Source organism: Pseudomonas sp. XWY-1, from assembly GCF_002953115.1.
GTDB lineage: Bacteria > Pseudomonadota > Gammaproteobacteria > Pseudomonadales > Pseudomonadaceae > Aquipseudomonas > Aquipseudomonas alloputida.
This window is the reverse complement of record NZ_CP026333.1, coordinates 323,499-347,358: the sequence shown is the minus strand read 5'-3', so window position 1 is coordinate 347,358 and position 23,860 is coordinate 323,499. Positions and strand designations below refer to the sequence as shown.

Below are 23,860 nucleotides of genomic sequence, written 5' to 3'. Positions count from 1 at the left end.
GTCCGGGGGCTGGTGAAGCAGTTATGCAGAGCTGGAGAGCTCGCAAGAATCCAGCCGACTCAAGTCCGGCGTGCATCCTCTGTTACGTTGGTATCTTGAATGGGAATTCCGTAGTGGTCGGCATCGTGGTACACGGCCGAGTTCGGATTGAGGAAAGACAGATCGTCTACAACCCAGCGTCCTCCATTGGTTCCGCCGGAGAGGAAGCAACAGCGGGTACGTGCTGGTACTTCTACCTTGTAAACACTGCGGCCGACGCGGAATTCGATTTCGGCAGCATTGATCGTCTTGCCCATTTTTGCGATAGGGGTGCGGGTGCTCATGTGTTTCTCCTGAAAGGCGTTTTTGCGGGCAAATCAATAAGTGAACAGGTCACCCGCGGATCCATGGCCGTTGTTGAACAACGTCTCACGAGGCACCTCGAACCAGCTAAAACCGTCCCAGACTTCCAGCGTTTCGCCAGAAACACGTGCTTTGAAGTAGCGGCCACCCAAATTCGGGTGGGAGGGGTGGTAGGCGTAGATGCCCGCCCCTTTCATCAGGTGATCTTCGATTTTTTTCATTGCTTGAACTGCGGTTAGAGTGGCCATCGCCGGCTCCATTCATGTGAGGTGTGCCAAGGCACTTGTCTTGCCGTAGGGCGTTGAACTTGCCTTTGGAGATGCGCCTCATGTTTCTATAAACTCACATGAGAAAACCCGGCGCATGGCCGGGTTTGATGGAGCGTTTCTAAGCTTGTAGCTGGTAGCTACCAGTTACCTTGGTGCCACGCATGGCGCTGTAGTAGTTGACGCGATCGATGAAAGGGATGGCCTTAAGCACGGTTGAACTGAAGCCATGCGTTGAACGTATGGTCTCAATGGTGCCACCGGTTGAGAGCTCCCAGAGGAAGATGGTCCCCCCATTGGCATGTACCGCTGCCTTCCGCGTGATCTGCGCGCCCTGCATCAGCCGCGAGGCCTCAATGATCGGATGCATACAGCCCCCCTTCACTTAGCTTTTGCGTTGGCGACGAACGATTCGAGCTCCTTGACGGTCGACCCGAAATTTACTTTCTCGCACAGCAGTTCGATTTCTTGTGTCGACAGGGGGGTGAGCTGGCCGGCGTAGCTTGCGATATCAAGCAAGCCGGGAACTGCTGGCGCACCGCTTCGGAGGAACTCCTGGTAGTGGCGAAGTGCGGCGAGCACTGTACCTTGCTCACGGTCACCTACGAGAACTGCTGATTGAGTTGGCAGGGTTTGCTTGGACATACTGATCTCCTGGGATGAAGCAGGTCTTGCGTTGACCTGGTACCCGGAGATGGTGAGCATCGAGCTATAAAGCTGGGCTCGGTTTGAGTGGGTGGTGCTGATGTGAGCGTGCGAACTCGGCAAGCCCGGCGAACGGCCGACAGGACAGGCCTCAGCTCAAAAGGAGTGCTGGTTTCTCAAATTAGTTTAAAGCAGCGCAGGTACGAGATCCAAGGCAAATGCAAATGCAGCACTAAGAAATCTACCAAAACAACGGGTAGACAAAAACTCCGCATGGTTACCTCAACAGTGGACAGCCATAACCGCCCGCGCACACTGCCGAGGCAGAGCCCAATAAATCAAACCGCAGGTTCAATATCATCCACCATGAAGTCTAGTTCAGACCGCAAATAATCAAAGCGAGCTTTAGCGACAACATCCGGGTATTTGGTATCCATGAATGGCGAAACCATCCACCCGTTATGCTCGCTTTTTGCACGTTCTTCAAAAAACTCCGCCAAGCCAACCTGGCTTATGACCTGGATTGCGGTCTCATACTCTTCAATCGACATGATTGTATATGGGTACTGTTCTACCATACCCCTTTCAAGGCCAGCCTTATCAAGTAGATTAAGAATAGCGTCTTCAAGTTTCTGGAAGATGGATGGACCGAAGAGATACCAGTTCGAGAGAGTTAATATGACTGGATAGAGTCTCCGACCTTCTGGCTTCCATGGCGTATACTCACTCACTACATCTGCCAAATTCTTATAGTTTTGAACGACAAATTTTGCAAGATGGTTTACCTCTTTCTCTAGAGCGCCATCTTCTAGCTGGTAACGAGCCGGAAGTCCAAGGCGCTTCGATTTACACTCAATCAGCATAGCCGCTGATTCATCGTACACATACCAGTCCACTCCATCCTTCTTGTTTTTTCTAATGAAATACTCTTCTCCCGCTCGAATAGATAGACTGTCCGTCGTTATAAGTTCTGCACTTATTTCACCAACATATCGCTCAACCGCCGCACCGTATGGGTTCTCAAACCCTTCAATCCGTCCTAAGTCAAAAAATAAGCCTTCCGATACTCTCGACAAAATGAAATGAGGGACCGGGCAAATAACAATGTTAGGGGCCTCTGGAAAAATACGAACTAAAGGTGTGCTTTGAAGGGGGTTAATAGTGTACGACCAGTTCTCATTATATTCTTGAACTGACTTGGTGCGCTCTCGGAGTGGCTGAAAATCCATTACAATCAAATTAAAAAATGAATCCCGTTGCTGGTTAGTAATTCCGAGTTGTGTAAAATCGGTGTTCAGATCATATGAATTTTTTGAGATGAACGCACCGGCAGTCGCCATTCCCAGGAGATAGAATTTCTTAATAGTTAGGCCAGTCTCCTTCTCCAAAAGGGCTTCAACCTCAGGCGCCCTGTATATCCTAAAGTATCGAGCAAGCCGCAATTCGACAGTATGGGCCTGCCAGGGAAACTGTTGCTGAATGATCCGATGCATTTCTTGGAAGATCATCTTTTCAAGGCGGCCGTGAACCTGTTGATCTTGTAGTTTCCTGATTTTCTCGATGGCGGAAACAAAGTCTCTCAGTTCAAATAGATTTTTTGTAGCACCCGCACCAGAGTTCAAGATCACCTCACGTGCAAGGATATCAAGTTCCCAAGGAAATACTACACCCTTGATAGAGCACTTGCCATTTGGGTGAATTCGTGAAAATTGAAGAGGAATAGATTCCCCGTATTGTATATTCTGATAAAAGCGACATATTTGAAGAAGTGCTTCAGTACGATCTAGCTTGGCAACAAAATTACGAAGTGGCTTGTAATGTTGATACATCATTCTTCCCTGATGCTAAGCACGATATTGCGTGGTACTTTACACCATCCCTCGGCGCTGGGCACTGTCACTATTACCACCTTGTCGAGACGACCGCAGAAGCTGATTCGACTAAACCTGGTCCATGGGAGTGAAACTCGAATTCCATCTATTCAAAGGGACAACAGCAGCCTACAGAGTACCTCGACTCGTTCGAGTCATGGAGAGGGCGCAGCTGTTATCCCCTACCCCTCATTGTCCTCGGTATCGTCCGCAGGCAAGGCTATCGCGATAGAGGAGGCCGAGGCCGCCGTAAGTGACTGGTCAATTTTCAGGCGTTTTATAATTCGGTTGCCAACTGTGAGCTCGCTGCCTCGGCTTCGTACTCGGCAAGCGCTTTGGCGTACATATCAGGGTGCTGCTTGTCGAAGCCGGGCATGTGTTCAGTTTCCACCCACTGACCGCGGATTTGGCTTTTTGCGAGCCAGGGTCTCTTGCTGCCGGCTGGCTGGGTCCATGCGGTGACGCCTATTCCGAACGATGCGATTTGCTTTGCCGTGATGAAGCCCTGCTTTCGCATAAGGACTATCACTTTCAATGCCGATTCTTTCCAGGGTGTGAGCCGTACCGGTGCTGGCACACCAGCTGGCAATGAGGTCACGACGGCTGGTACGCGGCAGCGCAGTGAGGGCGACCAGTCGAACATGCGCTCATCAGAGCTAGCGCTGTTCTCTGCGTAAAAGAGCCGATGATCAAGACCGAACGTGTGAACGTAACCTTGTGCTGTCCATGATTCATAGGGGCAGAGTACTTTGACTCCAAGCCGGCGGAGCATTTTGGCAATGCCAGCACTTGCATCGGTGATTTTGCTGACGATGACCAGGCGGTGATCTGGGCCCGGACTCTCCCAAAAGTCGTCGCCTTGATTGGGAAGGATCTGTTCTGCGACCTTGGCATTCAGCGAGAGCTTTGCCTGGACACCGATCTGGCGGCCGTCGTCGTTGACCACGAGCACATCGAACCCTGCAGCCTCTGGATAACACGTCCATCCTTTGATCTTGTTGAACTCTTTGATGAACACTTCGCAGAGCGTCGACTCTTTGCTGATGATTGGAGGCTTGGCTCGGCTGATAGGCTGCATGATGAGCTCCGTGTGTTCCCGGCGTTGCTGCTGGTCGTGAGAGAGTATGGTGGCCATCGTTGTCCCTAATGGGTTGAGGCAGAAGTCGCGCTCGTGCGGTCGATAACTCGTATCTATACGACTATTGATTCTGAATGCACGATTTCAGTTTGTCTATTGCGATACTGCCAGTATCTCGCGGGTCGGATGGAGGGGCGCCAGGCAAACCTTCTGGCCCCGATACCCAACGGAAACGGCCTATTTACTGGCTATCTGCGCTCTGAATGCTCTTCGTAGATTTTTTATAGTTCCATGTTGCATTGCCTGCGAAACCAGTGTTTAATAGGCCCCATGTAGGCGATCAAGCCTCAACCGACCCAATCTCCTGAAAGGCTGGGAAAATCAACCGAAAGGTTGAACTTGCGACCACAAGGCCCGCTACTTCGTAGTGGGCCTTGTGGTTTCTGGCGTTCGTGAATCAGGCGCGTCTCGCCCGCTGGGCCTGGGCCTAGGTGCTATAACACGAACGCATACATCGACTGTATCTAAATGCTATCCTACGCAGGTTGGCCATGCGGCCGACCAATATTCCCCTTTAGGAGCACAGGATATGAGCATGAGCGAGAAGCAACTCAGGGTGGAGGTCAACGGTGTAGGGGTGGGTTCTCTCTCGATGAAGAAGTACCAGGAGATGCGAAGCCGCGTGCGGCGGGATCCTCGGACGTACCTCAAAGCCCTGATCGTAGTGATGGGCGCCTTGACTCGAACCCTGCGCGGAGCCCTTGCAGCCTTGCCAACGGCCGTTTTTGGTTTAGTGCTGCTTGCGGCATTGTTGGAGCCCGAAGCAGTCACCAGAGCCCTTTTTGCGTTGCAGTCTGCTAGCCCTGCAGAGATCACTGCGGGGCTGACCAAAATCATTGAGGTGGCGCGATACCTGCTAGCTCCCATGATTGGCCTCTTCACATTGATCTCCGCCTTCCGTGAAGTGCGGGACGCCTACTATGAGGATGTTTGCCGCGAAGTCCGCATCGCCTTAAATGCATCAGCGGTTGGCCATGTCTGCATCAGCATGTGCGAAGTGGAAGCAAAGGCCCCTCAGTCCGCGTAAGCGTCTGCTGTCACCCTAGGCGGAGGCGATCACCCCTCTGCCCAGCCACAGCTCACTCACATTGTTCTGTGCCTTTGGTGGTCTGCCGCCACAGCTTCCAGGACTCATACAATCGCTCGGCCGACACGGGCTGCGCAAAGCCCATCCACTCCGCCACCAAGGCCGGCGTTTCCCCTCTTTCAAACAGCTCAGCCGCAAAGGTATTGCGCAGGGTCTGCGGGCTCGCTCGATGCTCGGGATCGCGAATGGCCTTCACCCCAGACTCGACGATCACGGCCTCGGTGATGCGGTTCACCGTGGACGGATTGATCGAGGTGATTGTCCGACCGTTCTTGATCACCGGCGTGATGTCGCTGGGGAACACCAGGTCACCTTCGGTGCCGGCCTGCAGGCGGATGTGCAACCAGGTGGCCAGGGCCCGGGCGGCATAGTCGAAGGGCTTGGTGCGGTGCTCGAACTTCGAATCCGCATAGGAAAGGGTGATCCACGGGGCGGATTGCGGGGTGATGCAATTAACAGTCAGGCCTACGATGTCCTGTACCTTGAGTCCAGCCCCCACGCACAGACCCACCATCGCCCGATCCCGCGCCTCGCGCCAGCGCCCCCGCTCGCTCTGCGCCGTCAGCGGCGCCACCAGGTGATTGGCCAGCAGCTCGGCTTCCTGGGGCCGCAGAAAGCTGGTAGGCAGGTTGCCGTCGACATCCTTCCATTTGACCCCTTCAGCCCTCAACGCCTGCGCCGCCGGGTTGAGGAAACCTGGCTCTTCCTTTTCCTTGAAGAGGTCGGCCAACACCCGTTGTATGAGCTTGCGGTACCGGTCGCGCTGCGGCCTATTGTTCACTCGCTTTTCGTTCTTCTCGATCTCAGGGGTTAGGCTATCGAGGAAGTCTGATATATCGCTTGCATCCACTTCGTCTAATTTAATGCTCTTTTGCTCAATCCAGTCGACAAACCGGCCCCACTGCGAGCGATAGACCTCCGCGGACGATATTCGAATGCGGGCTGAGGTTCCTCTGCCCGCTTGCTGGCTGATCCAGTGGTCGAATGTCTCCTTAGGCCGTTCATTCCAAGAAGGACTGTCAGGTTTGAAGAGGTCTTCAGTAGCGCTCATGGGCGACTCCGGAGGTACAGGATGGACGGGAGCTAGGTCGGCCTGCTCTGACTGTTAATTGCATGTCGGTGAAGTGTAGTGGAGAACATTTGTACTCGCCTGGTTTTTTCACTGACAGAATGGGGGCGTGCCTGGCGCCGGCTTTGCGGGCCGAGAGGGACCGGCGGCTTCAAGAGCACAGAACAAGGGAGGGGGGTATTCGTGCGTGTGTGGCATCCCTGAGGGCAAGTTCAACTACTTTCAGGAGTTCGCCATGAACAACGTATCGCTCATCAGCTTCATCAACCTGCTGCACAGCGCCTCCCACGTGCAGCTGACGCTGCCCGGGCTTACCACGCGCTGCACTGCGGAGGTCGAGCAATCAGGTTCGACAGTCATCCTGCTTCGCCTGTTGTGGTCGAGCAACTGCGAGACGCTGATCACTGCTGAGGCACTGTCGGCTGGCCGCTGGGTCGACGACACGTTCCACTGCCTGGATGCTCACGGCCGCGAGGTCACGCTGCAATTACTGCAGACGACAACAATCAAACCCGACTGCAGCACGCCGAACGAGCTCGATGCCTTGCTCCGTGAGCTGTTGCTGGAAGCTAATCGCCGTGGGTCCTCTCCAACCAACATGCAAAATGCCCTGCAGGTAGCTGTTTGGGAAGGTTCGAAGTCAGTCCGACGGTTGCTCTTCCCGCAGATGCTTGCAACGCTGAACACCGTCCAGGAAACACTCACCAAAGCCGCGCAACTCGGCGTATGGGACTGGGCCTCGATGCCGCAACTGCGTGACCAGGTCACGGCTGCGCTCGCGGCTGATTACGGTACCGAGGTCACCTGGAGTCCGGATTGCGTCTACGACCACCTGGACAGCAGTGAGATCCTCGATTTCTTCGCGGATCTTCGCAAACGCACCGACACTCTCGATGAAGAATCCGAGCTGGTATGGCGAGTCTTGGTCATGGCGGTCAACCTTCTGGAGAAAAAGCAGCTCCACGAGTTGCTCCAGGGCCTGCGTCAACGACTGGAAGACATGAACGACGACATGCGCCAGCTCTGCTCTCTGCCTGTCGCTGATTTGCTGCGGCTGATCGCAGACCCTGAGGCTGATGCCGAGGAGGTATAACGCTCTACCCGCCCCGACCATGTGTCGGGGCTTTTCTTTGGGCAAAAGAAAACCGCCAGTCCGAAGACCAGCGGCGGATGGAGCGTTCGTAGGTGCTATGCCGACTTCAGCACATAGCGTTTCTGCGGAATGAGCACTGTTTCTTCGACGACGTTCAGGCTCAGCATGTCGATGAAGGTTGAGCGGATACTGTCACAAGCATTGTCAAATGCCTCGACGACCTCTACTCGGTTCGCGAGCTGGTCCAGAGACCATTCGTTGAAGTCTTCATCCTGGTCCAACGCCTGGCCAGAGACACGAAGCGTTTTGGGTGGATGCTGGAAGTTTAAACGACCTGCATCACCCTCGGCGCCACAGCGACCGCAGCGATTGTTACCTTCGGTACAGGCTTGGTAATTGCGCTGAGAGCAGCTTTTGCAGTAGGACTGATAGCCGGTGGATTCCCATTGGCTTTTCATGAGCACCAGATACCCGCTCGATCGGCCATTACTGCTGATGGTGAACTCGCCATTCATTTCCACGACGAAGTCCTCGATCACCAGAGACAAGTCATCCCAGTAGTCGACATTGAGCAGCTCAAAGGCCTTCTCTGTCTGCTCCCGATCCAGGCCAAGGGCATGGATCTTCACGCAGTGAGCGTAGCTCGTGGCGCGGTTCCAAGAGTTCATGGTGTCATAGCGATAATGGCCAGCCAGGAAGCTGATCATCGCTTGACGATCGGTGCGGTCCACTGCTGCTTTTTGAAAATGTTGCATTGGGAAATCTCCTGTTGGCTGTATAACCGGAGATGTGCAACACAGAGCGGTAAATCCGGGCAATGGCGCGATCGGGGATCATGGACCTGGGAAGATCGAGTGCTGCAACGGCGAGTTGGCCCGCTGGGTTAGCCCACCCGCCTGGCAACGGTCTGGGCATCACCAAAACTGCGTGATAGGCCGGGTCTCAAAATTGTCGATGGCTTCCTTGTGCTGCTGGTAATGCTGCTCGTACATCTTGATGTTGAGGCGGCAGAACTCTTCCAGCTCAGGCTCGGGTAACCGCGGCGAAAATAGAATCACTGGCCGCTGGTCCTGATCAGCGAACTGTAGGGTGCCGTCAGGGAACATCACCTGAGGTATCCCGCCCAATAGCATCTCCACTTTGGTAATGAACGGGGTGATCTTGGACTGGTCGGGCGCGAAAATGTGCATCACTTGATCGGTCATAGCGGTTATCTCCTAGGTCAATGGAACTGGGGTGCGATTAGGTCCTCTGGTCCCTACATCACACCAGCTTCAGATGGGGTCTTTTAGGGTCGCCTATACGGACCTGCAGCGCCGGCTGCATGTGCATTACGTCAAAACCCATGGACTTGAACCACATAGGGTTCATCAACGTGCGTTTCTCGGTGGGGAGTTCGAAAAAACCGTTGTCCTCGGACCAGAATCGGCCGCTCACTGGATGAACCAGGTCAAGCTCACAAGTGCCGTCGGGATAGGTGCACACCACAAGCTCCCAGGACGGATCGGGGGGGGACTGGCCATTGGTAGTCCTCCGGCGCAAGGCGCTTTCGAATTCCCCCGTCACAGCGGCCGGACAACCCATAGACGAATGCACGGACATGCCACATCAAGATCGGGCGGTCTCGCTCAGTCCACCCTGCACATGCGTACTTGAATGCCTGGCGAACCAACGGCCTTGGTAGGCCCCACTGAAAGCACGCGAGGCCCTTCTGATACATATCTTCAAAGTCGAGGTTGGGATAGCCTGCGTCGTCTGCTGCACGTTCCAAGTAGTTCATGCTTCGCGCACCTCCGGGCGATATGCAGACCCTCCGAGACGGTACTCGTCCACCTTGGCCAGCGCGTCTGCCGCTGGGCGCTCGACCAGGGTTTGTATTTCCCCATCGGTGTACAGGCAGCCGGTGATATCCATCACGAGTGCAGCGCCGGCAAGGTCGATTGCAAGGATGTGGGTGTAGTTTTGGTGGCCTGCCAGGCTATTTTCCCCTTGCGTGAAATCTCGACTGATCGGCCCTTTAACAACCCCGCGGTACGGCTCTGGAACTGTCTCGGGCCATCCGTCGCAGAAGAATGACTCGACGAATTTCTGCAGGCCGATTCCGAGCTCGGCAGCAAAGCGTTTGATGCCGTCGATCGATGATCCATCCCACGACCATTCTTCAATCAGATTCCGATTGCACATGCTGGGTCCCTCCCTAAGGCTCCGGCGCCATTGTGTGTTTGCAGCAATTGAGTCATGCATCTTAGAGCATATCGATACTTAACGCGTAAACATAAGTCTAGTTTTCTTTGTACACCATGTTCATCTGGGGCCAGCAGTGAAGCACGCTCATCCTGCGGGCGAAAAAAAACCCGGCAAATGCCGGGCTGTGGGGTTACCTGCTCACGCTTGCGGCGCCAGCAGTAGCTCAAGGTGTTGTCGATCACTTGCGACCATCGACTCGACACCCCGCAAAATAGCTGCAGAGAGCGCTTTTCCAGCGATTTGCTGCGAGTTTGCGTTACCGTTGAGCTGCTCTTGGGTGCAGCACTCATAGGCCTGGAGAATTGACCGGAGATTGCCTAGGGAGAGCCGGCCGACGATGGCATCCAGCACGATGGCAACAGGAGAACCACACACCTGAGTCGCTTTAGCTACAGCGCTCGCTGTGTCAGGTGCAGGATCAGCAGTGATGCCCTGGGCAGCGCCCAAAATCGCATTCAACTGATCAGTGACCAAGTGCAAGAGCTCGTTGTAGCTATCCCCATCAGGAGGTAATACTTTGTCGTTGAGGTCTCGGGCGTGCGCGTTGACGGCACTGAGAAGGCTTTCCACCGCTTGTAGGGAGCTTTTTGGATCGTTCATGAGGGGCACCAGGTAGTTGGTTGTTTAACTGACTTCAGGGGATGCTCCACACAGCCCTACAATCCACCTTCTACATGCCTGTGGGACATCTCCTTGCATCATGAAAAGCCTTTCTAGGAGAGACCCTATGCAATTCCAACCAGCGTTTGAGCAAATGCGTGCCATCGTTGAGGCTGATGACTGCCTTCTGCGTGGATTCAAACAAGACTTTTACCAGTTTGACCTGCTCCACCTCACCAAAACTGGGACGGTCGGCGGTCGATACGTTTGGGTCATCCGCGAAAACGGCACACACCTGGCTTCACTCGGCCTGCATCCCAAGCTCACTGAGTTTGTGGAATGCGCGCTCGACATGAAGGAGGCACTGCAGGTTTTCGAAATCACCCTGCTGAAGGATGGTGCTGCGACGATTAAACCTATCTCCGTGGAGATGGGGCGTGACCTGTTACGGCACCAGCAATACAAGTTCGAGGGACGGCACATCAAACGAGGCGGCCGCCTCGTTGCGCTGGTTGACATCGAGGTGCTGTACAACCGAGGCCAATACGGCGGTACCGTCACCTTCTCCTTCGAATCAACACCGAGCAGGGATGAAGAAACTGACTTCAAGCAAATCGCCCTGTGCCTATTCCAGCAGAAAGCGCAAAGCTTGTTTGCCTGTATGGACCACGTGACTTTCCAGACGCGCAATCTTGCTGCATGAGGTACCAACGCAATACCCCACCGCTGGCCACCTAGGTCAGCGGTTTTTTGTGCCCGAAAAAAAACCGGCCTCAAGGGCCGGTCGGTAGCGTTGCCTTCAGCGTGCAGCGAGCATTGCCATACGGCTCCGCTCCTTGCGTTCAAGCAATTGCTGGCTGTTGTACGGCCCAACCTCCTGGACGCCGCCCAGGTCATCGAGGTGCACCAGGTAATTTAAGTAATCATCACCAGGATTCGACCATAGGTGCCTCAGCCGCTCGTGGTTGAGCACATGTGCCTTGAACTCCTCTCGACTCAATTCACCACGGCCGAGGGCGACCTGCAGTTTCGAATACGCCAGGTAGTCTGGGCGCCAGCTTAAAGGGATAGCGCACAACGCGTGATGTACGCGATCCGAATCGGGCCATACCGGGGGAATGGTCGTCAGTTGTGCCAGGGGAGCCCGCAGAATTCGGAAAAAATCGTACGCTAACAGTTCAAGCGTCCCGGCCACGCCTGACTGTAGCTTGTTGACTGGTCAATCTGTCTCGCGGGTAAAGCGATAGAACAAGTTCGGCTCGCTGACCACGTACAAATACCCTTCATCGTCGATGGTTACGCCTTCGGCTTGGGGTATACCTTTCAGCAAACCAGCAAACCCCCTCGCCAAGGAGCGGAAACTCACCACCTTGCCCTCGTCGGTCATTTCAATCAGCAGTTTCGACTCGTCGCTGAGCAGGATCAGATGGCCGCTCTGTTGATCGAATACAACCGAAGACAAGTCAGTGGCAAACACCTTGTCTTTTACTAGGTTGGACATGTCGCGGACGTGCAGGGAAACGCCTCCTTCCAGGCTGGCACGAAGGCCGCTCACTTCCAGTAATTGCCGGGGGTCACGCTCCTTGGTCACAAACAAACGATCACCTTTTAGGTCGTAGGCGAGCCCTTCAAGGCCTTTGTTGTCCTCCTTGCCAAGCGCCAAGGTTAGCGCTGAATACTGGTCTAGGCTCAATGGTCGATCAGGAGAAAGCTTACCGTATTCGTCGATGGGGATATCCACGATAACCAGGCTCTGCCGCCGCTCTTCGGCAATGACCAGTTGACCGTTGCCGGCATAGGACACCGCTTCCACGTCGTGGAAGCCATCCAGGCTGTAACGTCGCTCCACGTCACCGTCACGACTGAGGGCCAGCAGCTCGTTCGGGCCATTGGTAACCGCCCACAGCAGATTTAGGTCAGGATCGAAGGTCAGGCCCGAAAGGTTGTTGTCCACACCGGGAACCGCCTTAGCATCCAGCTCAACCCGATAGCCAGGCAGCCACACAGAGCGCTCCTGCCAATCGTCTGTGTGCCAGTGGGTCTTGATCCAAAAGTACAGACGATCATCAAGGTGATGAGTACGTACTTGGAATACGGTGAGCAACACAAGGCATACAAGCGCCCACATCCAAACACTTACTTTCCGTGTTCGGCCCAGCCAGTTTTTAGCCATCAAATACATTAGAAGCCTCGTTAAATCAGACTGACGCCACGAGCCGTGATGGTTTCAACCCGACTCGGCGCGGCTGGCACAGGTGATACACAACGGCGTGGCCGGATCGAACTCCAGACGGCCCGAGGCGATCAACTCGCCGCATTGGTTACACCAGCCATAGTCGCCCTCGTGCCAGCGCTTGAGGGCCAGTTGGAGACGGACACGTTCATGCCGTGCACGACTGCGGATCGCATCGTTCATCGCTTGTTGCTGGAGTGCGTCCATTCTCGATAGACGCCCCACCTTGCTTTGATCCAGCTCTACCGATTGCGAGCGAGACTCAGCGTCTCCCAGCAATCGATCCAGCTCGGCAGCCCGCTGTTCCAGTAGGGTCTTGAAATGGGCAAGATCGAGGGCGTCGTCCAGGCTCATTAGCGCAGCAGTAACAGCGGACTGGTGGTGGTACGGAGCATGCTGGTAGTGGTGCTGCCGACCAGGAACTGCCGGATACGTGAGTGTCCATAAGCCCCCATCACTAGCAGATCGATGCCATGCTCTTTCTGATAGGCGTGCAGGGTACGTTCTATTTCACCGCTCCGAGTCTCAGCGCGAACGGTAAATCCGGCGTTGATCAGCACTTTCTGCGCCCAGTCCAGCTGCGCGGACGCTTCGTCGTTCACGGGCCCAACCATGACCAGATGGATCGGCAGCCCCTTCAGCAGCGGGCTGGCTGCCAGCATCTCCACACCCTTGCGGGTTGTAGCGCCGCCATCGAATGCCAGCATCGCGCTCTTGGGCTTTTGGAAGTTGGCCGGGGTGACCAGGATTGGCCGGTGCATGATACGAATAACGCTTTCCAGCTGGCTTCCGACATGCTGACTCAGACCGCCACTAGACTCGCCCTGGCGACCGATAACCAGCAAGCGCGTTTCACTTTGCAGCTCTTGCAAGCTCTCCAGTAAATCGCCATGTCGCTGCTTGGACTCCGGTGCGCGCACACCATCATTCACGGCCCGTTCTTTCGCGGCTGCAAGCATGATTCGCCCTTGTTCAAGGGCCAACTTGCCGCGCTGTTCATCCAGGGAAGCAAGCTCATCAAGCAGGTGCTCGCGGCTGCCAAGGCGGCTCTGTTGCAAAAATCGTGAAGCTTGAGCATGCTTGGCGGAGATTGGACGGACGGAACGATGACGGATTTCAAGTGGCGCCATTTCCAGGGTGATGTGATCCTGTGGGCGGTGCGCTGGTATTGTCGCTATCCGATCAGCTATCGCGACCTTGAGGAAATGCTGGCGGAACGCGGCATTTCGGTCGACCATACGACGATCTATCGCTGGGTCCAGTGCTACGCCCCGGAGATGGAGAAGCGGCTGCGCTGGTTCTGGCGGCGTGGCTTTGATCCGAGCTGGCGCCTGGATGAAACCTACGTCAAGGTGCGGGGCAAGTGGACCTACCTGTACCGGGCAGTCGACAAGCGGGGCGACACGATCGATTTCTACCTGTCGCCGACCCGCAGCGCCAAGGCAGCGAAGCGGTTCCTGGGCAAGGCCCTGCGAGGCCTGAAGCACTGGGAAAAGCCTGCCACGCTCAATACCGACAAAGCGCCGAGCTATGGTGCAGCGATCACCGAATTGAAGCGCGAAGGAAAGCTGGACCGGGAGACGGCCCACCGGCAGGTGAAGTATCTCAATAACGTGATCGAGGCCGATCACGGAAAGCTCAAGATACTGATCAAGCCGGTGCGCGGTTTCAAATCGATCCCCACGGCCTATGCCACGATCAAGGGATTCGAAGTCATGCGAGCCCTGCGCAAAGGACAGGCTCGCCCCTGGTGCCTGCAGCCCGGCATCAGGGGCGAGGTGCGCCTTGTGGAGAGAGCTTTTGGCATTGGGCCCTCGGCGCTGACGGAGGCCATGGGCATGCTCAACCACCATTTCGCAGCAGCCGCCTGATCGGCGCAGAGCGACAGCCTACCTCTGACTGCCGCCAATCTTTGCAACAGAGCCTCCGTCGCCATGCTCACCTCGCTTTGGTGCACACGAGTATTGAGCATAGTCGAGATTGGTGCAGATCACTTCTGATATTGAACTGTCAGGAGCTGGCTGCACAACAGCCATTACGCCCAATCAACTGGTGCAGTCGTCTTCTGAAAATGACACAGTTAGGGTATAGCTCAGGCTGACATCCAAACAGGACGCCCTAGTCCGGGGGTGACTCGCAGAAATTGCCCTCTTCCTGTAGACTGTTGCGGCCATTGAGTTACTAAAGACACTCGATAAGACCTCATGCTTACCCTGCAAAACATGATCTGGCTGCCTACGCCGCCATAGCGCTTCGCCCCCCCGCATCATCTGTGACTGCTTGCTCTGCCAGCGGTCGCTTTCTGCTGTGCTTTAGGTTTTAACACCCGCCACAGCTCCTCTACATCCGACATTTGACCTCGTATCGACCAGCTGCACTTGGCCTGCGCCATGCTGTGCTGCGCGATCCATTGCCTTGGGAATTCTGATGCTCCACTCGTTAAAACAAACCTGGTTATCCAACATCCGTGGCGACATCCTCGCCGGTCTTGTGGTCGCACTGGCCCTAATCCCTGAAGCCATCGCCTTCTCGATCATTGCTGGCGTTGACCCTAAGGTCGGCCTTTACGCCTCTTTCTGTATCGCTGTGGTGATCGCCTTTGTCGGTGGCCGCCCAGGCATGATTTCGGCCGCAACGGGTGCCATGGCACTGCTGATGGTGACTCTGGTCAAGAACCATGGTCTTGAATATCTGCTGGCCGCCACGCTGCTATGTGGCGTGCTACAAATTGCTGCTGGCTACCTGAAGCTCGGATCGCTGATGCGCTTCGTCTCGCGCTCGGTGGTGACCGGTTTTGTCAATGCACTGGCGATCCTGATTTTCATGGCTCAGCTGCCCGAGCTGACTAATGTCACCTGGCACGTCTACGCCATGACAGCCGCAGGCCTCGGCATCATCTATCTGTTCCCCTATGTCCCCAAGATCGGCAAGCTCATCCCATCGCCGCTGGTGTGCATCATCGTGCTGACCGCCGTCGCCATGTCGGTTGGTCTGGATATCCGCACGGTCGGTGATATGGGTGAACTGCCGGATACGCTACCGATCTTCCTCTGGCCTGATGTGCCGCTGACATTCGAGACGCTGGCCATCATCTTTCCTTATTCGGCAGCACTGGCTGTGGTCGGTCTGTTGGAGTCGATGATGACCGCGACCATTGTCGACGACCTGACCGACACCCCGAGTGACAAGAACCGCGAGTGCAAGGGCCAGGGCGTGGCCAACATTGCTTCGGGTCTGATCGGCGGTATGGCTGGCTGCGCGATGATTGGTCAGTCGATCATTAACGTGAAATCCGGCGGTCGTTCTCGCCTGTCGTCTCTTGCCGCAGGCGTATTTCTGCTGCTGATGGTGGTTTTCCTCGGCGACTGGCTGAAGCAGATCCCAATGGCTGCGCTGGTGGCAGTGATGATCATGGTGTCCATCGGCACCTTCAGTTGGGATTCGCTGCGCAACCTGAAGAAGCATCCGTTGTCGACCAACATTGTCATGGTCGTCACCGTGGTGGTCGTGGTGGCCACCCACAACCTGGCCTTCGGCGTGTTAGCCGGCGTGCTACTGGCTGCGATGTTCTTCGCCAACAAGGTTGGCCATTACATGGCGATCAGTTCTTCGCTGGACGAAGCCGGCGAGCATCGTAGCTATAACGTCACCGGTCAGGTGTTCTTCAGCTCGGCTGACAAGTTCGTCGCAGCCTTCGACTTCAAGGAAGCCCTGAACAAGGTAACCATCGACCTGAATCGTGCACACTTCTGGGATATCACCGCTGTTGCAGCCCTGGACAAGGTAGTCATTAAGTTCCGCCGTGAAGGTACTGAAGTCGAAGTGCTGGGCTTAAACGAGGCCAGCGCCACTATCGTGGATCGCTTTGGTGTTCACGATAAACCTGACGCCATTGATCAACTCATGGGCCACTGAGAAGGAGAACAACAATGACCCACGTAATTGCCTGTATCGACGGTTCCACCTCGGCTCCAGCTGTTTGCGACTACGCGGCCTGGGCCAGTCTGAGCCTGGAAGCGCCGCTGACCTTCCTGCATGTGCTGGATCAGCGCCAGTATCCGGTTGCAGCAGATTTGAGTGGCAACATTGGCCTTGGCGGCTCTGTTGCAAAGATTGGCGGCAGTCAGAGGTAGGCTGTCGCTCTGCGCCGATCAGGCGGCTGCTGCGAAATGGTGGTTGAGCATGCCCATGGCCTCCGTCAGCGCCGAGGGCCCAATGCCAAAAGCTCTCTCCACAAGGCGCACCTCGCCCCTGATGCCGGGCTGCAGGCACCAGGGGCGAGCCTGTCCTTTGCGCAGGGCTCGCATGACTTCGAATCCCTTGATCGTGGCATAGGCCGTGGGGATCGATTTGAAACCGCGCACCGGCTTGATCAGTATCTTGAGCTTTCCGTGATCGGCCTCGATCACGTTATTGAGATACTTCACCTGCCGGTGGGCCGTCTCCCGGTCCAGCTTTCCTTCGCGCTTCAATTCGGTGATCGCTGCACCATAGCTCGGCGCTTTGTCGGTATTGAGCGTGGCAGGCTTTTCCCAGTGCTTCAGGCCTCGCAGGGCCTTGCCCAGGAACCGCTTCGCTGCCTTGGCGCTGCGGGTCGGCGACAGGTAGAAATCGATCGTGTCGCCCCGCTTGTCGACTGCCCGGTACAGGTAGGTCCACTTGCCCCGCACCTTGACGTAGGTTTCATCCAGGCGCCAGCTCGGATCAAAGCCACGCCGCCAGAACCAGCGCAGCCGCTTCTCCATCTCCGGGGCGTAGCACTGGACCCAGCGATAGATCGTCGTATGGTCGACCGAAATGCCGCGTTCCGCCAGCATTTCCTCAAGGTCGCGATAGCTGATCGGATAGCGACAATACCAGCGCACCGCCCACAGGATCACATCACCCTGGAAATGGCGCCACTTGAAATCCGTCATCGTTCCGTCCGTCCAATCTCCGCCAAGCATGCTCAAGCTTCACGATTTTTGCAACAGAGCCCACACGAGTATTGAGCATAGTCGAGATTGGTGCAGATCACTTCTGATATTGAACTGTCAGGAGCTGGCTGCACAACAGCCATTACGCCCAATCAACTGGTGCAGTCGTCTTCTGAAAATGACATTTGGTATCTCTCATAAACGGATGTTTTTGAGAGAACTATCTTCGGCCTTCACACGCACGAAAGGCGGCGAAGCTCCGCCGTTAATCCGTCCGCCGGAGATCTCGCCCAGGCAGGCTGAAGGCCGAGCAAGCCTGACAGGCCCGAAAAGCCCGGCACGGGCGTCGGCGGCGATGACGGCGGCGGCATTATCCAGGGTTGATGATGGAAGTGGAGGATATCGACAACCTCTCGCGCAACCAAGACATCGCGGTCGGACTGCAAGTGATCTTGAAGCCACGGGCCCGTCCCACCCCGACATGGACCTCGATGCCCGAACGGACGTTAGATTTCGAGTTCTAGGCGTTCTGCGATGAAGGTTGGATCCCAGCCGGGATTGAAAGTGTCGACGTGGGTGAATCCGAGCCGCTCGTATAGGCCACGCAGGTTCGGGTGGCAGTCGAGCCGCAGCTTGGCGCACCCCTGCGTTCGCGCGGCATGGCGGCAAGCCTCGATCAGCGCGGAGCTGACACCCCGGCCCGCATGTGTCCGTCGCACCGCGAGCTTGTGCAGATATGCGGCCTCCCCCTTGAGGGCGTCGGGCCAGAACTCGGGATCCTCGGCCGACAAGGTGCAACAGCCGACGATGCCGTCGCTGCAACTCGCGACTAGGAGCTCGGATCTCAGGACGAAGGTCTCCGCGAATGTCCGGTCGATCCGCGCGACGTCCCAGGCGGGCGTTCCCTTGGCGGACATCCACGCCGCAGCGTCGTGCATCAGCCGCACAACCTCGTCGATATCACCCGAGCAGGCGACCCGAACGTTCGGAGGCTCCTCGCTGTCCATTCGCTCCCCTGGCGCGGTATGAACCGCCGCCTCATAGTGCAGTTTGATCCTGACGAGCCCAGCATGTCTGCGCCCACCTTCGCGGAACCTGACCAGGGTCCGCTAGCGGGCGGCCGGAAGGTGAATGCTAGGCATGATCTAACCCTCGGTCTCTGGCGTCGCGACTGCGAAATTTCGCGAGGGTTTCCGAGAAGGTGATTGCGCTTCGCAGATCTCCAGGCGCGTGGGTGCGGACGTAGTCAGCGCCATTGCCGATCGCGTGAAGTTCCGCCGCAAGGCTCGCTGGACCCAGATCCTTTACAGGAAGGCCAACGGTGGCGCCCAAGAAGGATTTCCGCGACACCGAGACCAATAGCGGAAGCCCCAACGCCGACTTCAGCTTTTGAAGGTTCGACAGCACGTGCAGCGATGTTTCCGGTGCGGGGCTCAAGAAAAATCCCATCCCCGGATCGAGGATGAGCCGGTCGGCAGCGACCCCGCTCCGTCGCAAGGCGGAAACCCGCGCCTCGAAGAACCGCACAATCTCGTCGAGCGCGTCTTCGGGTCGAAGGTGACCGGTGCGGGTGGCGATGCCATCCCGCTGCGCTGAGTGCATAACCACCAGCCTGCAGTCCGCCTCAGCAATATCGGGATAGAGCGCAGGGTCAGGAAATCCTTGGATATCGTTCAGGTAGCCCACGCCGCGCTTGAGCGCATAGCGCTGGGTTTCCGGTTGGAAGCTGTCGATTGAAACACGGTGCATCTGATCGGACAGGGCGTCTAAGAGCGGCGCAATACGTCTGATCTCATCGGCCGGCGATACAGGCCTCGCGTCCGGATGGCTGGCGGCCGGTCCGACATCCACGACGTCTGATCCGACTCGCAGCATTTCGATCGCCGCGGTGACAGCGCCGGCGGGGTCTAGCCGCCGGCTCTCATCGAAGAAGGAGTCCTCGGCGAGATTCAGAATGCCGAACACCGTCACCATGGCGTCGGCCTCCGCAGCGACTTCCACGATGGGGATCGGGCGAGCAAAAAGGCAGCAATTATGAGCCCCATACCTACAAAGCCCCACGCATCAAGCTTTTGCCCATGAAGCAACCAGGCAATGGCTGTAATTATGACGACGCCGAGTCCCGACCAGACTGCATAAGCAACACCGACAGGGATGGATTTCAGAACCAGAGAAAGAAAATAAAATGCGATGCCATAACCGATTATGACAACGGCGGAAGGGGCAAGCTTAGTAAAGCCCTCGCTAGATTTTAATGCGGATGTTGCGATTACTTCGCCAACTATTGCGATAACAAGAAAAAGCCAGCCTTTCATGATATATCTCCCAATTTGTGTAGGGCTTATTATGCACGCTTAAAAATAATAAAAGCAGACTTGACCTGATAGTTTGGCTGTGAGCAATTATGTGCTTAGTGCATCTAACGCCGGAGTTAAGCCGCCGCGCGTAGCGCGGTCGGCTTGAACGAATTGTTAGACATCATTTACCAACTGACTTGATGATCTCGCCTTTCACAAAGCGAATAAATTCTTCCAAGTGATCTGCGCGTGAGGCCAAGTGATCTTCTTTTTGTCCCAGATAAGCTTGCTTAGCTTCAAGTAAGACGGGCTGATACTGGGCAGGTAGGCGTTTTATTGCCCAGTCGGCAGCGACATCCTTCGGCGCGATTTTGCCGGTTATTGCGCTGTACCAAATGCGGGACAACGTAAGCACTACATTTCGCTCATCGCCGGCCCAGTCGGGCTGCGAGTTCCATAGCTTCAAGGTTTCCCTCAGCGCCTCGAATAGATCCTGTTCAGGAACCGGGTCAAAGAATTCCTCCGCTGCCGGACCTACCAAGGCAACGCTATGTTCTCTTGCTTTTGTAAGCAGGATAGCTAGATCAATGTCGATCATGGCTGGCTCGAAGATACCCGCAAGAATGTCATTGCGCTGCCATTCTCCAAATTGCAGCTCGCGCTTAGCCGGATAACGCCACGGGATGATGTCGTCATGCACGACAAGGGTGACTTCTATAGCGCGGAGCGTCTCGCTCTCGCCAGGGAAAGCCGAAGCCTCCATAAGGTCATTGAGCAATGCTCGCCGCGTCGTTTCATCAAGCTTTACGGCCACAGTAACCAACAAATCAATATCGCTGTATGGCTTCAGGCCGCCATCCACTGCGGAGCCGTACAAATGCACGGCCAGCAACGTTGATTCCAGATGGCGCTCAATGACGCTTAGCACCTCTGATAGTTGGTTCGAAATTTCGATGGTCACCGCTACCCTCATGATGTCTAACTTTGTTTTAGGGCGACTGCCCTGCTGCGTAACATCGTTGCTGCTCCATAACATCAAACATCGACCCACGGCGTAACGCGCTTGCTGCTTGGATGCCCGAGGCATAGACTGTACAAAAAAACAGTCATAACAAGCCATGAAAACCGCCACTGCGCCGTTACCACCGCTGCGTTCGGTCAAGGTTCTGGACCAGTTGCGTGAGCGCATACGCTACTTGCATTACAGTTTACGAACCGAACAGGCTTATGTCCACTGGGTTCGTGCCTTCATCCGTTTCCACGGTGTGCGTCACCCGGCAACCTTGGGCAGCAGCGAAGTCGAGGCATTTCTGTCCTGGCTGGCGAACGAGCGCAAGGTTTCGGTCTCCACGCATCGTCAGGCATTGGCGGCCTTGCTGTTCTTCTACGGCAAGGTGCTGTGCACGGATCTGCCCTGGCTTCAGGAGATCGGAAGACCTCGGCCGTCGCGGCGCTTGCCGGTGGTGCTGACCCCGGATGAAGTGGTTCGCATCCTCGGTTTTCTGGAAGGCGAGCATCGTTTGTTCGCCCAGCTTCTGTATGGAACGGGCATGCGGATCAGTGAGGGTTTGCAACTGCGGGTCAAGGATCTGGATTTCGATCACGGCACGATCATCGTGCGGGAGGGCAAGGGCTCCAAGGATCGGGCCTTGATGTTACCCGAGAGCTTGGCACCCAGCCTGCGCGAGCAGCTGTCGCGTGCACGGGCATGGTGGCTGAAGGACCAGGCCGAGGGCCGCAGCGGCGTTGCGCTTCCCGACGCCCTTGAGCGGAAGTATCCGCGCGCCGGGCATTCCTGGCCGTGGTTCTGGGTTTTTGCGCAGCACACGCATTCGACCGATCCACGGAGCGGTGTCGTGCGTCGCCATCACATGTATGACCAGACCTTTCAGCGCGCCTTCAAACGTGCCGTAGAACAAGCAGGCATCACGAAGCCCGCCACACCGCACACCCTCCGCCACTCGTTCGCGACGGCCTTGCTCCGCAGCGGTTACGACATTCGAACCGTGCAGGATCTGCTCGGCCATTCCGACGTCTCTACGACGATGATTTACACGCATGTGCTGAAAGTTGGCGGTGCCGGAGTGCGCTCACCGCTTGATGCGCTGCCGCCCCTCACTAGTGAGAGGTAGGGCAGCGCAAGTCAATCCTGGCGGATTCACTACCCCTGCGCGAAGGCCATCGGTGCCGCATCGAACGGCCGGTTGCGGAAAGTCCTCCCTGCGTCCGCTGATGGCCCAGACCGTGTAAAAACGTTGGCATCGTCCTTGCTGTGATTTGATGGATTCAAAATCAGCGGGGGACGCCAATGAAGCGCTTTATCCAGGGAGAGCACCGAGGGCAAAGCACACTGCTTCCCGAGAGCTTGGATGACTACGTGGCGGACACCAACCCGGTGCGGGTGGTCGATGTTTTCGTCGATGAACTCGACCTTGGCCTACTGGGTTTCGAGGGTGTCGTCCCGGCGGAAACCGGCAGACCCGCCTACCATCCTGCTGACCTGCTGAAGATCTACATCTACGGTTACCTCAACCGTATCCAGTCCAGTCGACGTCTCGAACGCGAGAGTCAGCGCAACGTTGAGTTGATGTGGCTGACCGGACGTTTGATGCCGGACTTCAAGACCATCGCCAACTTCCGCAAGGATAACGGCAAGGCAATCCGCGGCGTCTGTCGGCAGTTCGTGGTGCTGTGCCAGCAACTTGGCCTGTTCTCTGAAGCGCTGGTAGCCATTGATGGCAGCAAGTTCAAGGCGGTCAACAACCGTGACCGCAATTTCACCAGCGCCAAGCTTCAGCGGCGAATGGAGGAGATCGAGTCCAGCATCAACCGTTACCTGACCGCACTGGATACCGCTGATCGCCAGGAACCGGCCGTGGCGCAGGTCAAAGCCGAACGCCTCCACGACAAGATTGCGACCTTGAAAACTAAGCTGCGGGAGCTCAAGGAAATCGAGGTACAGCTCAACGAAACACCGGATAAACAGATCTCCCTGACCGATCCCGATGCCCGCTCAATGAAGACCCGGGGCAGCGGAATAGTCGGCTACAACGTGCAGGCGGCGGTCGACGCGAAGCACCACCTGATCGTGACCCACGAGGTCACGAACGACGGGGTCGATCGAGACCAACTGAGCTCCATGGCCAAGCAAGCGCGAGAGGCCATGGGTGTCGAGGAACTCTCGGCGGTCGCAGACAGAGGGTATTTCAAAGGCGAAGAAATCCTGGCGTGCCATGAGGCTGGAATCACCGTTTTCGTGCCCAAGACGCTGACCTCGGGAGCGACAGCGGCTGGTCGCTTCGGCAAAGGTGATTTCATCTATGACGCAGCCAAGAACGAGTATCGATGCCCGGCTGGGCAAAGCCTGATCTGGCGGTTCTCAAGCGTCGAAAAAGGGCTGAAACTGCACCGCTACTGGAGTTCGCATTGCCAGGGTTGTGCGTTGAAAGAGCACTGTACGCCTAGCTCAGAGCGCCGAGTGAGCCGATGGGAGCATGAGGCAGTGCTCGAAGCGATGCAGAGTCGCCTGGATCAAGCGCCTGAAATGATGCGAATCCGCCGTCAGACGGTCGAGCACCCGTTCGGCACGCTGAAGAGCTGGATGGGCGCCACCCACTTCCTCACCAAGACTCTCGACCGAGTGAGTACCGAGATGAGCCTGCATGTGCTCGCCTACAATCTCAAACGCGTGTTGAACGTGTTGGGCAGCGGTGCCCTGATGGCAGCGATGAAGGCCTGAGGCCTGTTCTACGACTCGTACCGCCCTCCAGCAGGCGTACTGAAGCCGAAAGTGCCATAGCAACCAGAATTATCGATTGCGCCTGATTGGGCCTCCGACGGCCTCCTAGACGCTGAGAAAATCCCCGGAAGTTGATGGCCATCGTTTGCTGCGTTTTTACACGGTCTGGGCCGGCAGCAGCCCGTCGTTGCCTGATGGATCCAACCCCTCCGCTGCTATAGTGCAGTCGGCTTCTGACGTTCAGTGCAGCCGTCTTCTGAAAACGACAAACTGGATGTCAGGCAAGGCGCATCACGCCGTCAGAATAGAGTCCGCTT

The 23,860-nt window shown here is 56.3% G+C and carries 25 protein-coding genes and 4 pseudogenes; 8 read left to right on the top strand and 21 right to left on the bottom strand.

Annotation, left to right across the window (positions count from 1 at the left end):
- Positions 1-59 precede the first annotated feature (59 nt).
- From PRJ_RS29530 to PRJ_RS29505, 6 genes are all read right to left on the bottom strand, one after another.
- Positions 60-323 carry a hypothetical protein gene (locus PRJ_RS29530; protein WP_104963098.1) on the bottom strand — a complete coding sequence of 88 codons (264 nt, stop codon included), beginning with the start codon at positions 321-323 and terminating at the stop codon, positions 60-62.
- A 33-nt stretch (positions 324-356) separates the two neighbouring features.
- Complete coding sequence (locus PRJ_RS29525; RefSeq protein ID WP_104963097.1) at positions 357-590, bottom strand: hypothetical protein; 234 nt, start codon at positions 588-590, stop codon at positions 357-359.
- 139 nt (positions 591-729) lie between these two features.
- Positions 730-978, bottom strand: a complete 249-nt coding sequence (locus PRJ_RS29520; RefSeq protein WP_061305567.1) for a hypothetical protein — start codon at positions 976-978, stop codon at positions 730-732.
- Between the two features lie 11 nt (positions 979-989).
- A complete protein-coding gene (locus tag PRJ_RS29515; protein WP_104963096.1) occupies positions 990-1,253 on the bottom strand; it encodes a hypothetical protein in 264 nt (87 codons plus the stop codon).
- Positions 1,254-1,591: 338 nt separating this feature from the next.
- Complete coding sequence (locus tag PRJ_RS29510; RefSeq protein WP_158682601.1) at positions 1,592-3,082, bottom strand: hypothetical protein; 1,491 nt, start codon at positions 3,080-3,082, stop codon at positions 1,592-1,594.
- A 319-nt stretch (positions 3,083-3,401) separates the two neighbouring features.
- Complete coding sequence (locus tag PRJ_RS29505) at positions 3,402-4,202, bottom strand: hypothetical protein (RefSeq protein ID WP_177429934.1); 801 nt, start codon at positions 4,200-4,202, stop codon at positions 3,402-3,404.
- A gap of 595 nt (positions 4,203-4,797) precedes the next feature.
- On the opposite strand from PRJ_RS29505, the gene PRJ_RS29500 reads away from it, so the two are divergent.
- Positions 4,798-5,289: a hypothetical protein gene (locus PRJ_RS29500; RefSeq protein WP_177429933.1), complete on the top strand. Its 492-nt coding sequence runs from the start codon at positions 4,798-4,800 to the stop codon at positions 5,287-5,289.
- Between the two features lie 52 nt (positions 5,290-5,341).
- Here the strand turns inward: PRJ_RS29500 and PRJ_RS29495 are convergent, their stop codons facing one another.
- Positions 5,342-6,400: a tyrosine-type recombinase/integrase gene (locus PRJ_RS29495; protein WP_104963092.1), complete on the bottom strand. Its 1,059-nt coding sequence runs from the start codon at positions 6,398-6,400 to the stop codon at positions 5,342-5,344.
- A gap of 253 nt (positions 6,401-6,653) precedes the next feature.
- Here PRJ_RS29495 and PRJ_RS29490 point away from each other — a divergent pair, with 253 nt between their 5' ends.
- Entirely contained in the window at positions 6,654-7,511 is an 858-nt protein-coding gene (locus tag PRJ_RS29490; protein ID WP_004574800.1) for a hypothetical protein, read from the top strand.
- A gap of 95 nt (positions 7,512-7,606) precedes the next feature.
- On the opposite strand, the gene PRJ_RS29485 is transcribed toward PRJ_RS29490, so the two are convergent.
- From PRJ_RS29485 to PRJ_RS29465, 4 genes are all read right to left on the bottom strand, one after another.
- A complete protein-coding gene (locus PRJ_RS29485) occupies positions 7,607-8,266 on the bottom strand; it encodes a hypothetical protein (RefSeq protein ID WP_023383758.1) in 660 nt (219 codons plus the stop codon).
- A 159-nt stretch (positions 8,267-8,425) separates the two neighbouring features.
- The gene (locus PRJ_RS29480; RefSeq protein WP_023383757.1) at positions 8,426-8,716 is read right to left on the bottom strand and encodes a hypothetical protein; all 291 of its coding nucleotides are present in this window, start codon (positions 8,714-8,716) and stop codon (positions 8,426-8,428) included.
- 571 nt (positions 8,717-9,287) lie between these two features.
- The gene (locus PRJ_RS29470) at positions 9,288-9,695 is read right to left on the bottom strand and encodes a hypothetical protein (protein ID WP_023383755.1); all 408 of its coding nucleotides are present in this window, start codon (positions 9,693-9,695) and stop codon (positions 9,288-9,290) included.
- Between the two features lie 201 nt (positions 9,696-9,896).
- Positions 9,897-10,358: a hypothetical protein gene (locus tag PRJ_RS29465; RefSeq protein WP_023383754.1), complete on the bottom strand. Its 462-nt coding sequence runs from the start codon at positions 10,356-10,358 to the stop codon at positions 9,897-9,899.
- A 127-nt stretch (positions 10,359-10,485) separates the two neighbouring features.
- On the opposite strand from PRJ_RS29465, the gene PRJ_RS29460 reads away from it, so the two are divergent.
- The gene (locus PRJ_RS29460; protein WP_023383753.1) at positions 10,486-11,061 is read left to right on the top strand and encodes a hypothetical protein; all 576 of its coding nucleotides are present in this window, start codon (positions 10,486-10,488) and stop codon (positions 11,059-11,061) included.
- Positions 11,062-11,577: 516 nt separating this feature from the next.
- On the opposite strand, the gene PRJ_RS29450 is transcribed toward PRJ_RS29460, so the two are convergent.
- Genes PRJ_RS29450 through PRJ_RS29440 form a run of 3 tightly spaced genes read right to left on the bottom strand, consistent with a single transcriptional unit; the run spans position 11,578 to position 13,721 of the window.
- Positions 11,578-12,540 (bottom strand): SdiA-regulated domain-containing protein, encoded by a 963-nt coding sequence (locus PRJ_RS29450; protein WP_010794530.1) that lies wholly within the window; start codon positions 12,538-12,540, stop codon positions 11,578-11,580.
- Positions 12,541-12,585: 45 nt separating this feature from the next.
- Entirely contained in the window at positions 12,586-12,945 is a 360-nt protein-coding gene (locus PRJ_RS29445) for a TraR/DksA family transcriptional regulator (RefSeq protein ID WP_003090764.1), read from the bottom strand.
- Positions 12,945-13,721 carry a universal stress protein gene (locus PRJ_RS29440; protein WP_256597975.1) on the bottom strand — a complete coding sequence of 259 codons (777 nt, stop codon included), beginning with the start codon at positions 13,719-13,721 and terminating at the stop codon, positions 12,945-12,947. The genes PRJ_RS29445 and PRJ_RS29440 overlap by 1 nt, the downstream gene beginning before the upstream one ends.
- Here PRJ_RS29440 and PRJ_RS29435 point away from each other — a divergent pair.
- Entirely contained in the window at positions 13,698-14,462 is a 765-nt protein-coding gene (locus tag PRJ_RS29435) for an IS6-like element IS6100 family transposase (protein WP_001389365.1), read from the top strand. The genes PRJ_RS29440 and PRJ_RS29435 overlap by 24 nt on opposite strands.
- 139 nt (positions 14,463-14,601) lie before the next feature.
- Here the strand turns inward: PRJ_RS29435 and PRJ_RS30545 are convergent.
- Positions 14,602-14,667, bottom strand: a pseudogene (locus PRJ_RS30545) (hypothetical protein); the annotation flags it as partial.
- A gap of 351 nt (positions 14,668-15,018) precedes the next feature.
- Here PRJ_RS30545 and PRJ_RS29420 point away from each other — a divergent pair.
- Both PRJ_RS29420 and PRJ_RS29415 read left to right on the top strand, forming a co-directional pair.
- Positions 15,019-16,506, top strand: a complete 1,488-nt coding sequence (locus PRJ_RS29420; RefSeq protein ID WP_003090759.1) for a SulP family inorganic anion transporter — start codon at positions 15,019-15,021, stop codon at positions 16,504-16,506.
- A gap of 14 nt (positions 16,507-16,520) precedes the next feature.
- Positions 16,521-16,688 (top strand): annotated as a pseudogene (locus PRJ_RS29415) (universal stress protein); the annotation flags it as partial.
- 54 nt (positions 16,689-16,742) lie between these two features.
- On the opposite strand, the gene PRJ_RS29410 reads toward PRJ_RS29415, so the two are convergent.
- The 6 genes and pseudogenes from PRJ_RS29410 to PRJ_RS29380 all read right to left on the bottom strand — a co-directional run bounded on the left by PRJ_RS29410 (position 16,743) and on the right by PRJ_RS29380 (position 20,777).
- Positions 16,743-17,507 (bottom strand): IS6-like element IS6100 family transposase, encoded by a 765-nt coding sequence (locus PRJ_RS29410; protein ID WP_001389365.1) that lies wholly within the window; start codon positions 17,505-17,507, stop codon positions 16,743-16,745.
- A 117-nt stretch (positions 17,508-17,624) separates the two neighbouring features.
- Positions 17,625-17,693, bottom strand: a pseudogene (locus PRJ_RS30540) (hypothetical protein); the annotation flags it as partial.
- A gap of 320 nt (positions 17,694-18,013) precedes the next feature.
- Complete coding sequence (locus tag PRJ_RS29400) at positions 18,014-18,514, bottom strand: GNAT family N-acetyltransferase (RefSeq protein WP_000376623.1); 501 nt, start codon at positions 18,512-18,514, stop codon at positions 18,014-18,016.
- Between the two features lie 127 nt (positions 18,515-18,641).
- Positions 18,642-19,481: a sulfonamide-resistant dihydropteroate synthase Sul1 gene (gene sul1 / locus PRJ_RS29390; RefSeq protein ID WP_104963091.1), complete on the bottom strand. Its 840-nt coding sequence runs from the start codon at positions 19,479-19,481 to the stop codon at positions 18,642-18,644.
- On the bottom strand, positions 19,475-19,822 hold the full coding sequence (locus tag PRJ_RS29385) for a quaternary ammonium compound efflux SMR transporter QacE delta 1 (protein ID WP_000679427.1): 348 nt from the start codon (positions 19,820-19,822) through the stop codon (positions 19,475-19,477). The genes sul1 and PRJ_RS29385 overlap by 7 nt, the downstream gene beginning before the upstream one ends.
- A 116-nt stretch (positions 19,823-19,938) precedes the next feature.
- Positions 19,939-20,777 (bottom strand): annotated as a pseudogene (locus tag PRJ_RS29380) (AadA family aminoglycoside 3''-O-nucleotidyltransferase).
- A gap of 145 nt (positions 20,778-20,922) precedes the next feature.
- Between PRJ_RS29380 and intI1 the strand changes: the two are divergent.
- Together intI1 and PRJ_RS29365 are read left to right on the top strand one after the other, a co-directional pair.
- Positions 20,923-21,936, top strand: a complete 1,014-nt coding sequence (gene intI1 / locus PRJ_RS29375; protein ID WP_000845048.1) for a class 1 integron integrase IntI1 — start codon at positions 20,923-20,925, stop codon at positions 21,934-21,936.
- 176 nt (positions 21,937-22,112) lie between these two features.
- Entirely contained in the window at positions 22,113-23,543 is a 1,431-nt protein-coding gene (locus tag PRJ_RS29365) for an IS1182-like element ISPa7 family transposase (RefSeq protein WP_053528358.1), read from the top strand.
- Positions 23,544-23,860: the final 317 nt, after the last annotated feature.

Coding starts and splice junctions, on each gene's coding strand:
- PRJ_RS29530 (WP_104963098.1), bottom strand. CDS start 323: ATGAGCACCCGCACCCCTATCGCAAAAATGGGCAAGACGATCAATGCT.
- PRJ_RS29525 (WP_104963097.1), bottom strand. CDS start 590: ATGGCCACTCTAACCGCAGTTCAAGCAATGAAAAAAATCGAAGATCAC.
- PRJ_RS29520 (WP_061305567.1), bottom strand. CDS start 978: ATGCATCCGATCATTGAGGCCTCGCGGCTGATGCAGGGCGCGCAGATC.
- PRJ_RS29515 (WP_104963096.1), bottom strand. CDS start 1,253: ATGTCCAAGCAAACCCTGCCAACTCAATCAGCAGTTCTCGTAGGTGAC.
- PRJ_RS29510 (WP_158682601.1), bottom strand. CDS start 3,082: ATGTATCAACATTACAAGCCACTTCGTAATTTTGTTGCCAAGCTAGAT.
- PRJ_RS29505 (WP_177429934.1), bottom strand. CDS start 4,202: ATGCAGCCTATCAGCCGAGCCAAGCCTCCAATCATCAGCAAAGAGTCG.
- PRJ_RS29500 (WP_177429933.1), top strand. CDS start 4,798: ATGAGCGAGAAGCAACTCAGGGTGGAGGTCAACGGTGTAGGGGTGGGT.
- PRJ_RS29495 (WP_104963092.1), bottom strand. CDS start 6,400: ATGAGCGCTACTGAAGACCTCTTCAAACCTGACAGTCCTTCTTGGAAT.
- PRJ_RS29490 (WP_004574800.1), top strand. CDS start 6,654: ATGAACAACGTATCGCTCATCAGCTTCATCAACCTGCTGCACAGCGCC.
- PRJ_RS29485 (WP_023383758.1), bottom strand. CDS start 8,266: ATGCAACATTTTCAAAAAGCAGCAGTGGACCGCACCGATCGTCAAGCG.
- PRJ_RS29480 (WP_023383757.1), bottom strand. CDS start 8,716: ATGACCGATCAAGTGATGCACATTTTCGCGCCCGACCAGTCCAAGATC.
- PRJ_RS29470 (WP_023383755.1), bottom strand. CDS start 9,695: ATGTGCAATCGGAATCTGATTGAAGAATGGTCGTGGGATGGATCATCG.
- PRJ_RS29465 (WP_023383754.1), bottom strand. CDS start 10,358: ATGAACGATCCAAAAAGCTCCCTACAAGCGGTGGAAAGCCTTCTCAGT.
- PRJ_RS29460 (WP_023383753.1), top strand. CDS start 10,486: ATGCAATTCCAACCAGCGTTTGAGCAAATGCGTGCCATCGTTGAGGCT.
- PRJ_RS29450 (WP_010794530.1), bottom strand. CDS start 12,540: ATGTATTTGATGGCTAAAAACTGGCTGGGCCGAACACGGAAAGTAAGT.
- PRJ_RS29445 (WP_003090764.1), bottom strand. CDS start 12,945: ATGAGCCTGGACGACGCCCTCGATCTTGCCCATTTCAAGACCCTACTG.
- PRJ_RS29435 (WP_001389365.1), top strand. CDS start 13,698: ATGACGGATTTCAAGTGGCGCCATTTCCAGGGTGATGTGATCCTGTGG.
- PRJ_RS29440 (WP_256597975.1), bottom strand. CDS start 13,721: ATGGCGCCACTTGAAATCCGTCATCGTTCCGTCCGTCCAATCTCCGCC.
- PRJ_RS29420 (WP_003090759.1), top strand. CDS start 15,019: ATGCTCCACTCGTTAAAACAAACCTGGTTATCCAACATCCGTGGCGAC.
- PRJ_RS29410 (WP_001389365.1), bottom strand. CDS start 17,507: ATGACGGATTTCAAGTGGCGCCATTTCCAGGGTGATGTGATCCTGTGG.
- PRJ_RS29400 (WP_000376623.1), bottom strand. CDS start 18,514: ATGGACAGCGAGGAGCCTCCGAACGTTCGGGTCGCCTGCTCGGGTGAT.
- sul1 (WP_104963091.1), bottom strand. CDS start 19,481: ATGGTGACGGTGTTCGGCATTCTGAATCTCGCCGAGGACTCCTTCTTC.
- PRJ_RS29385 (WP_000679427.1), bottom strand. CDS start 19,822: ATGAAAGGCTGGCTTTTTCTTGTTATCGCAATAGTTGGCGAAGTAATC.
- intI1 (WP_000845048.1), top strand. CDS start 20,923: ATGAAAACCGCCACTGCGCCGTTACCACCGCTGCGTTCGGTCAAGGTT.
- PRJ_RS29365 (WP_053528358.1), top strand. CDS start 22,113: ATGAAGCGCTTTATCCAGGGAGAGCACCGAGGGCAAAGCACACTGCTT.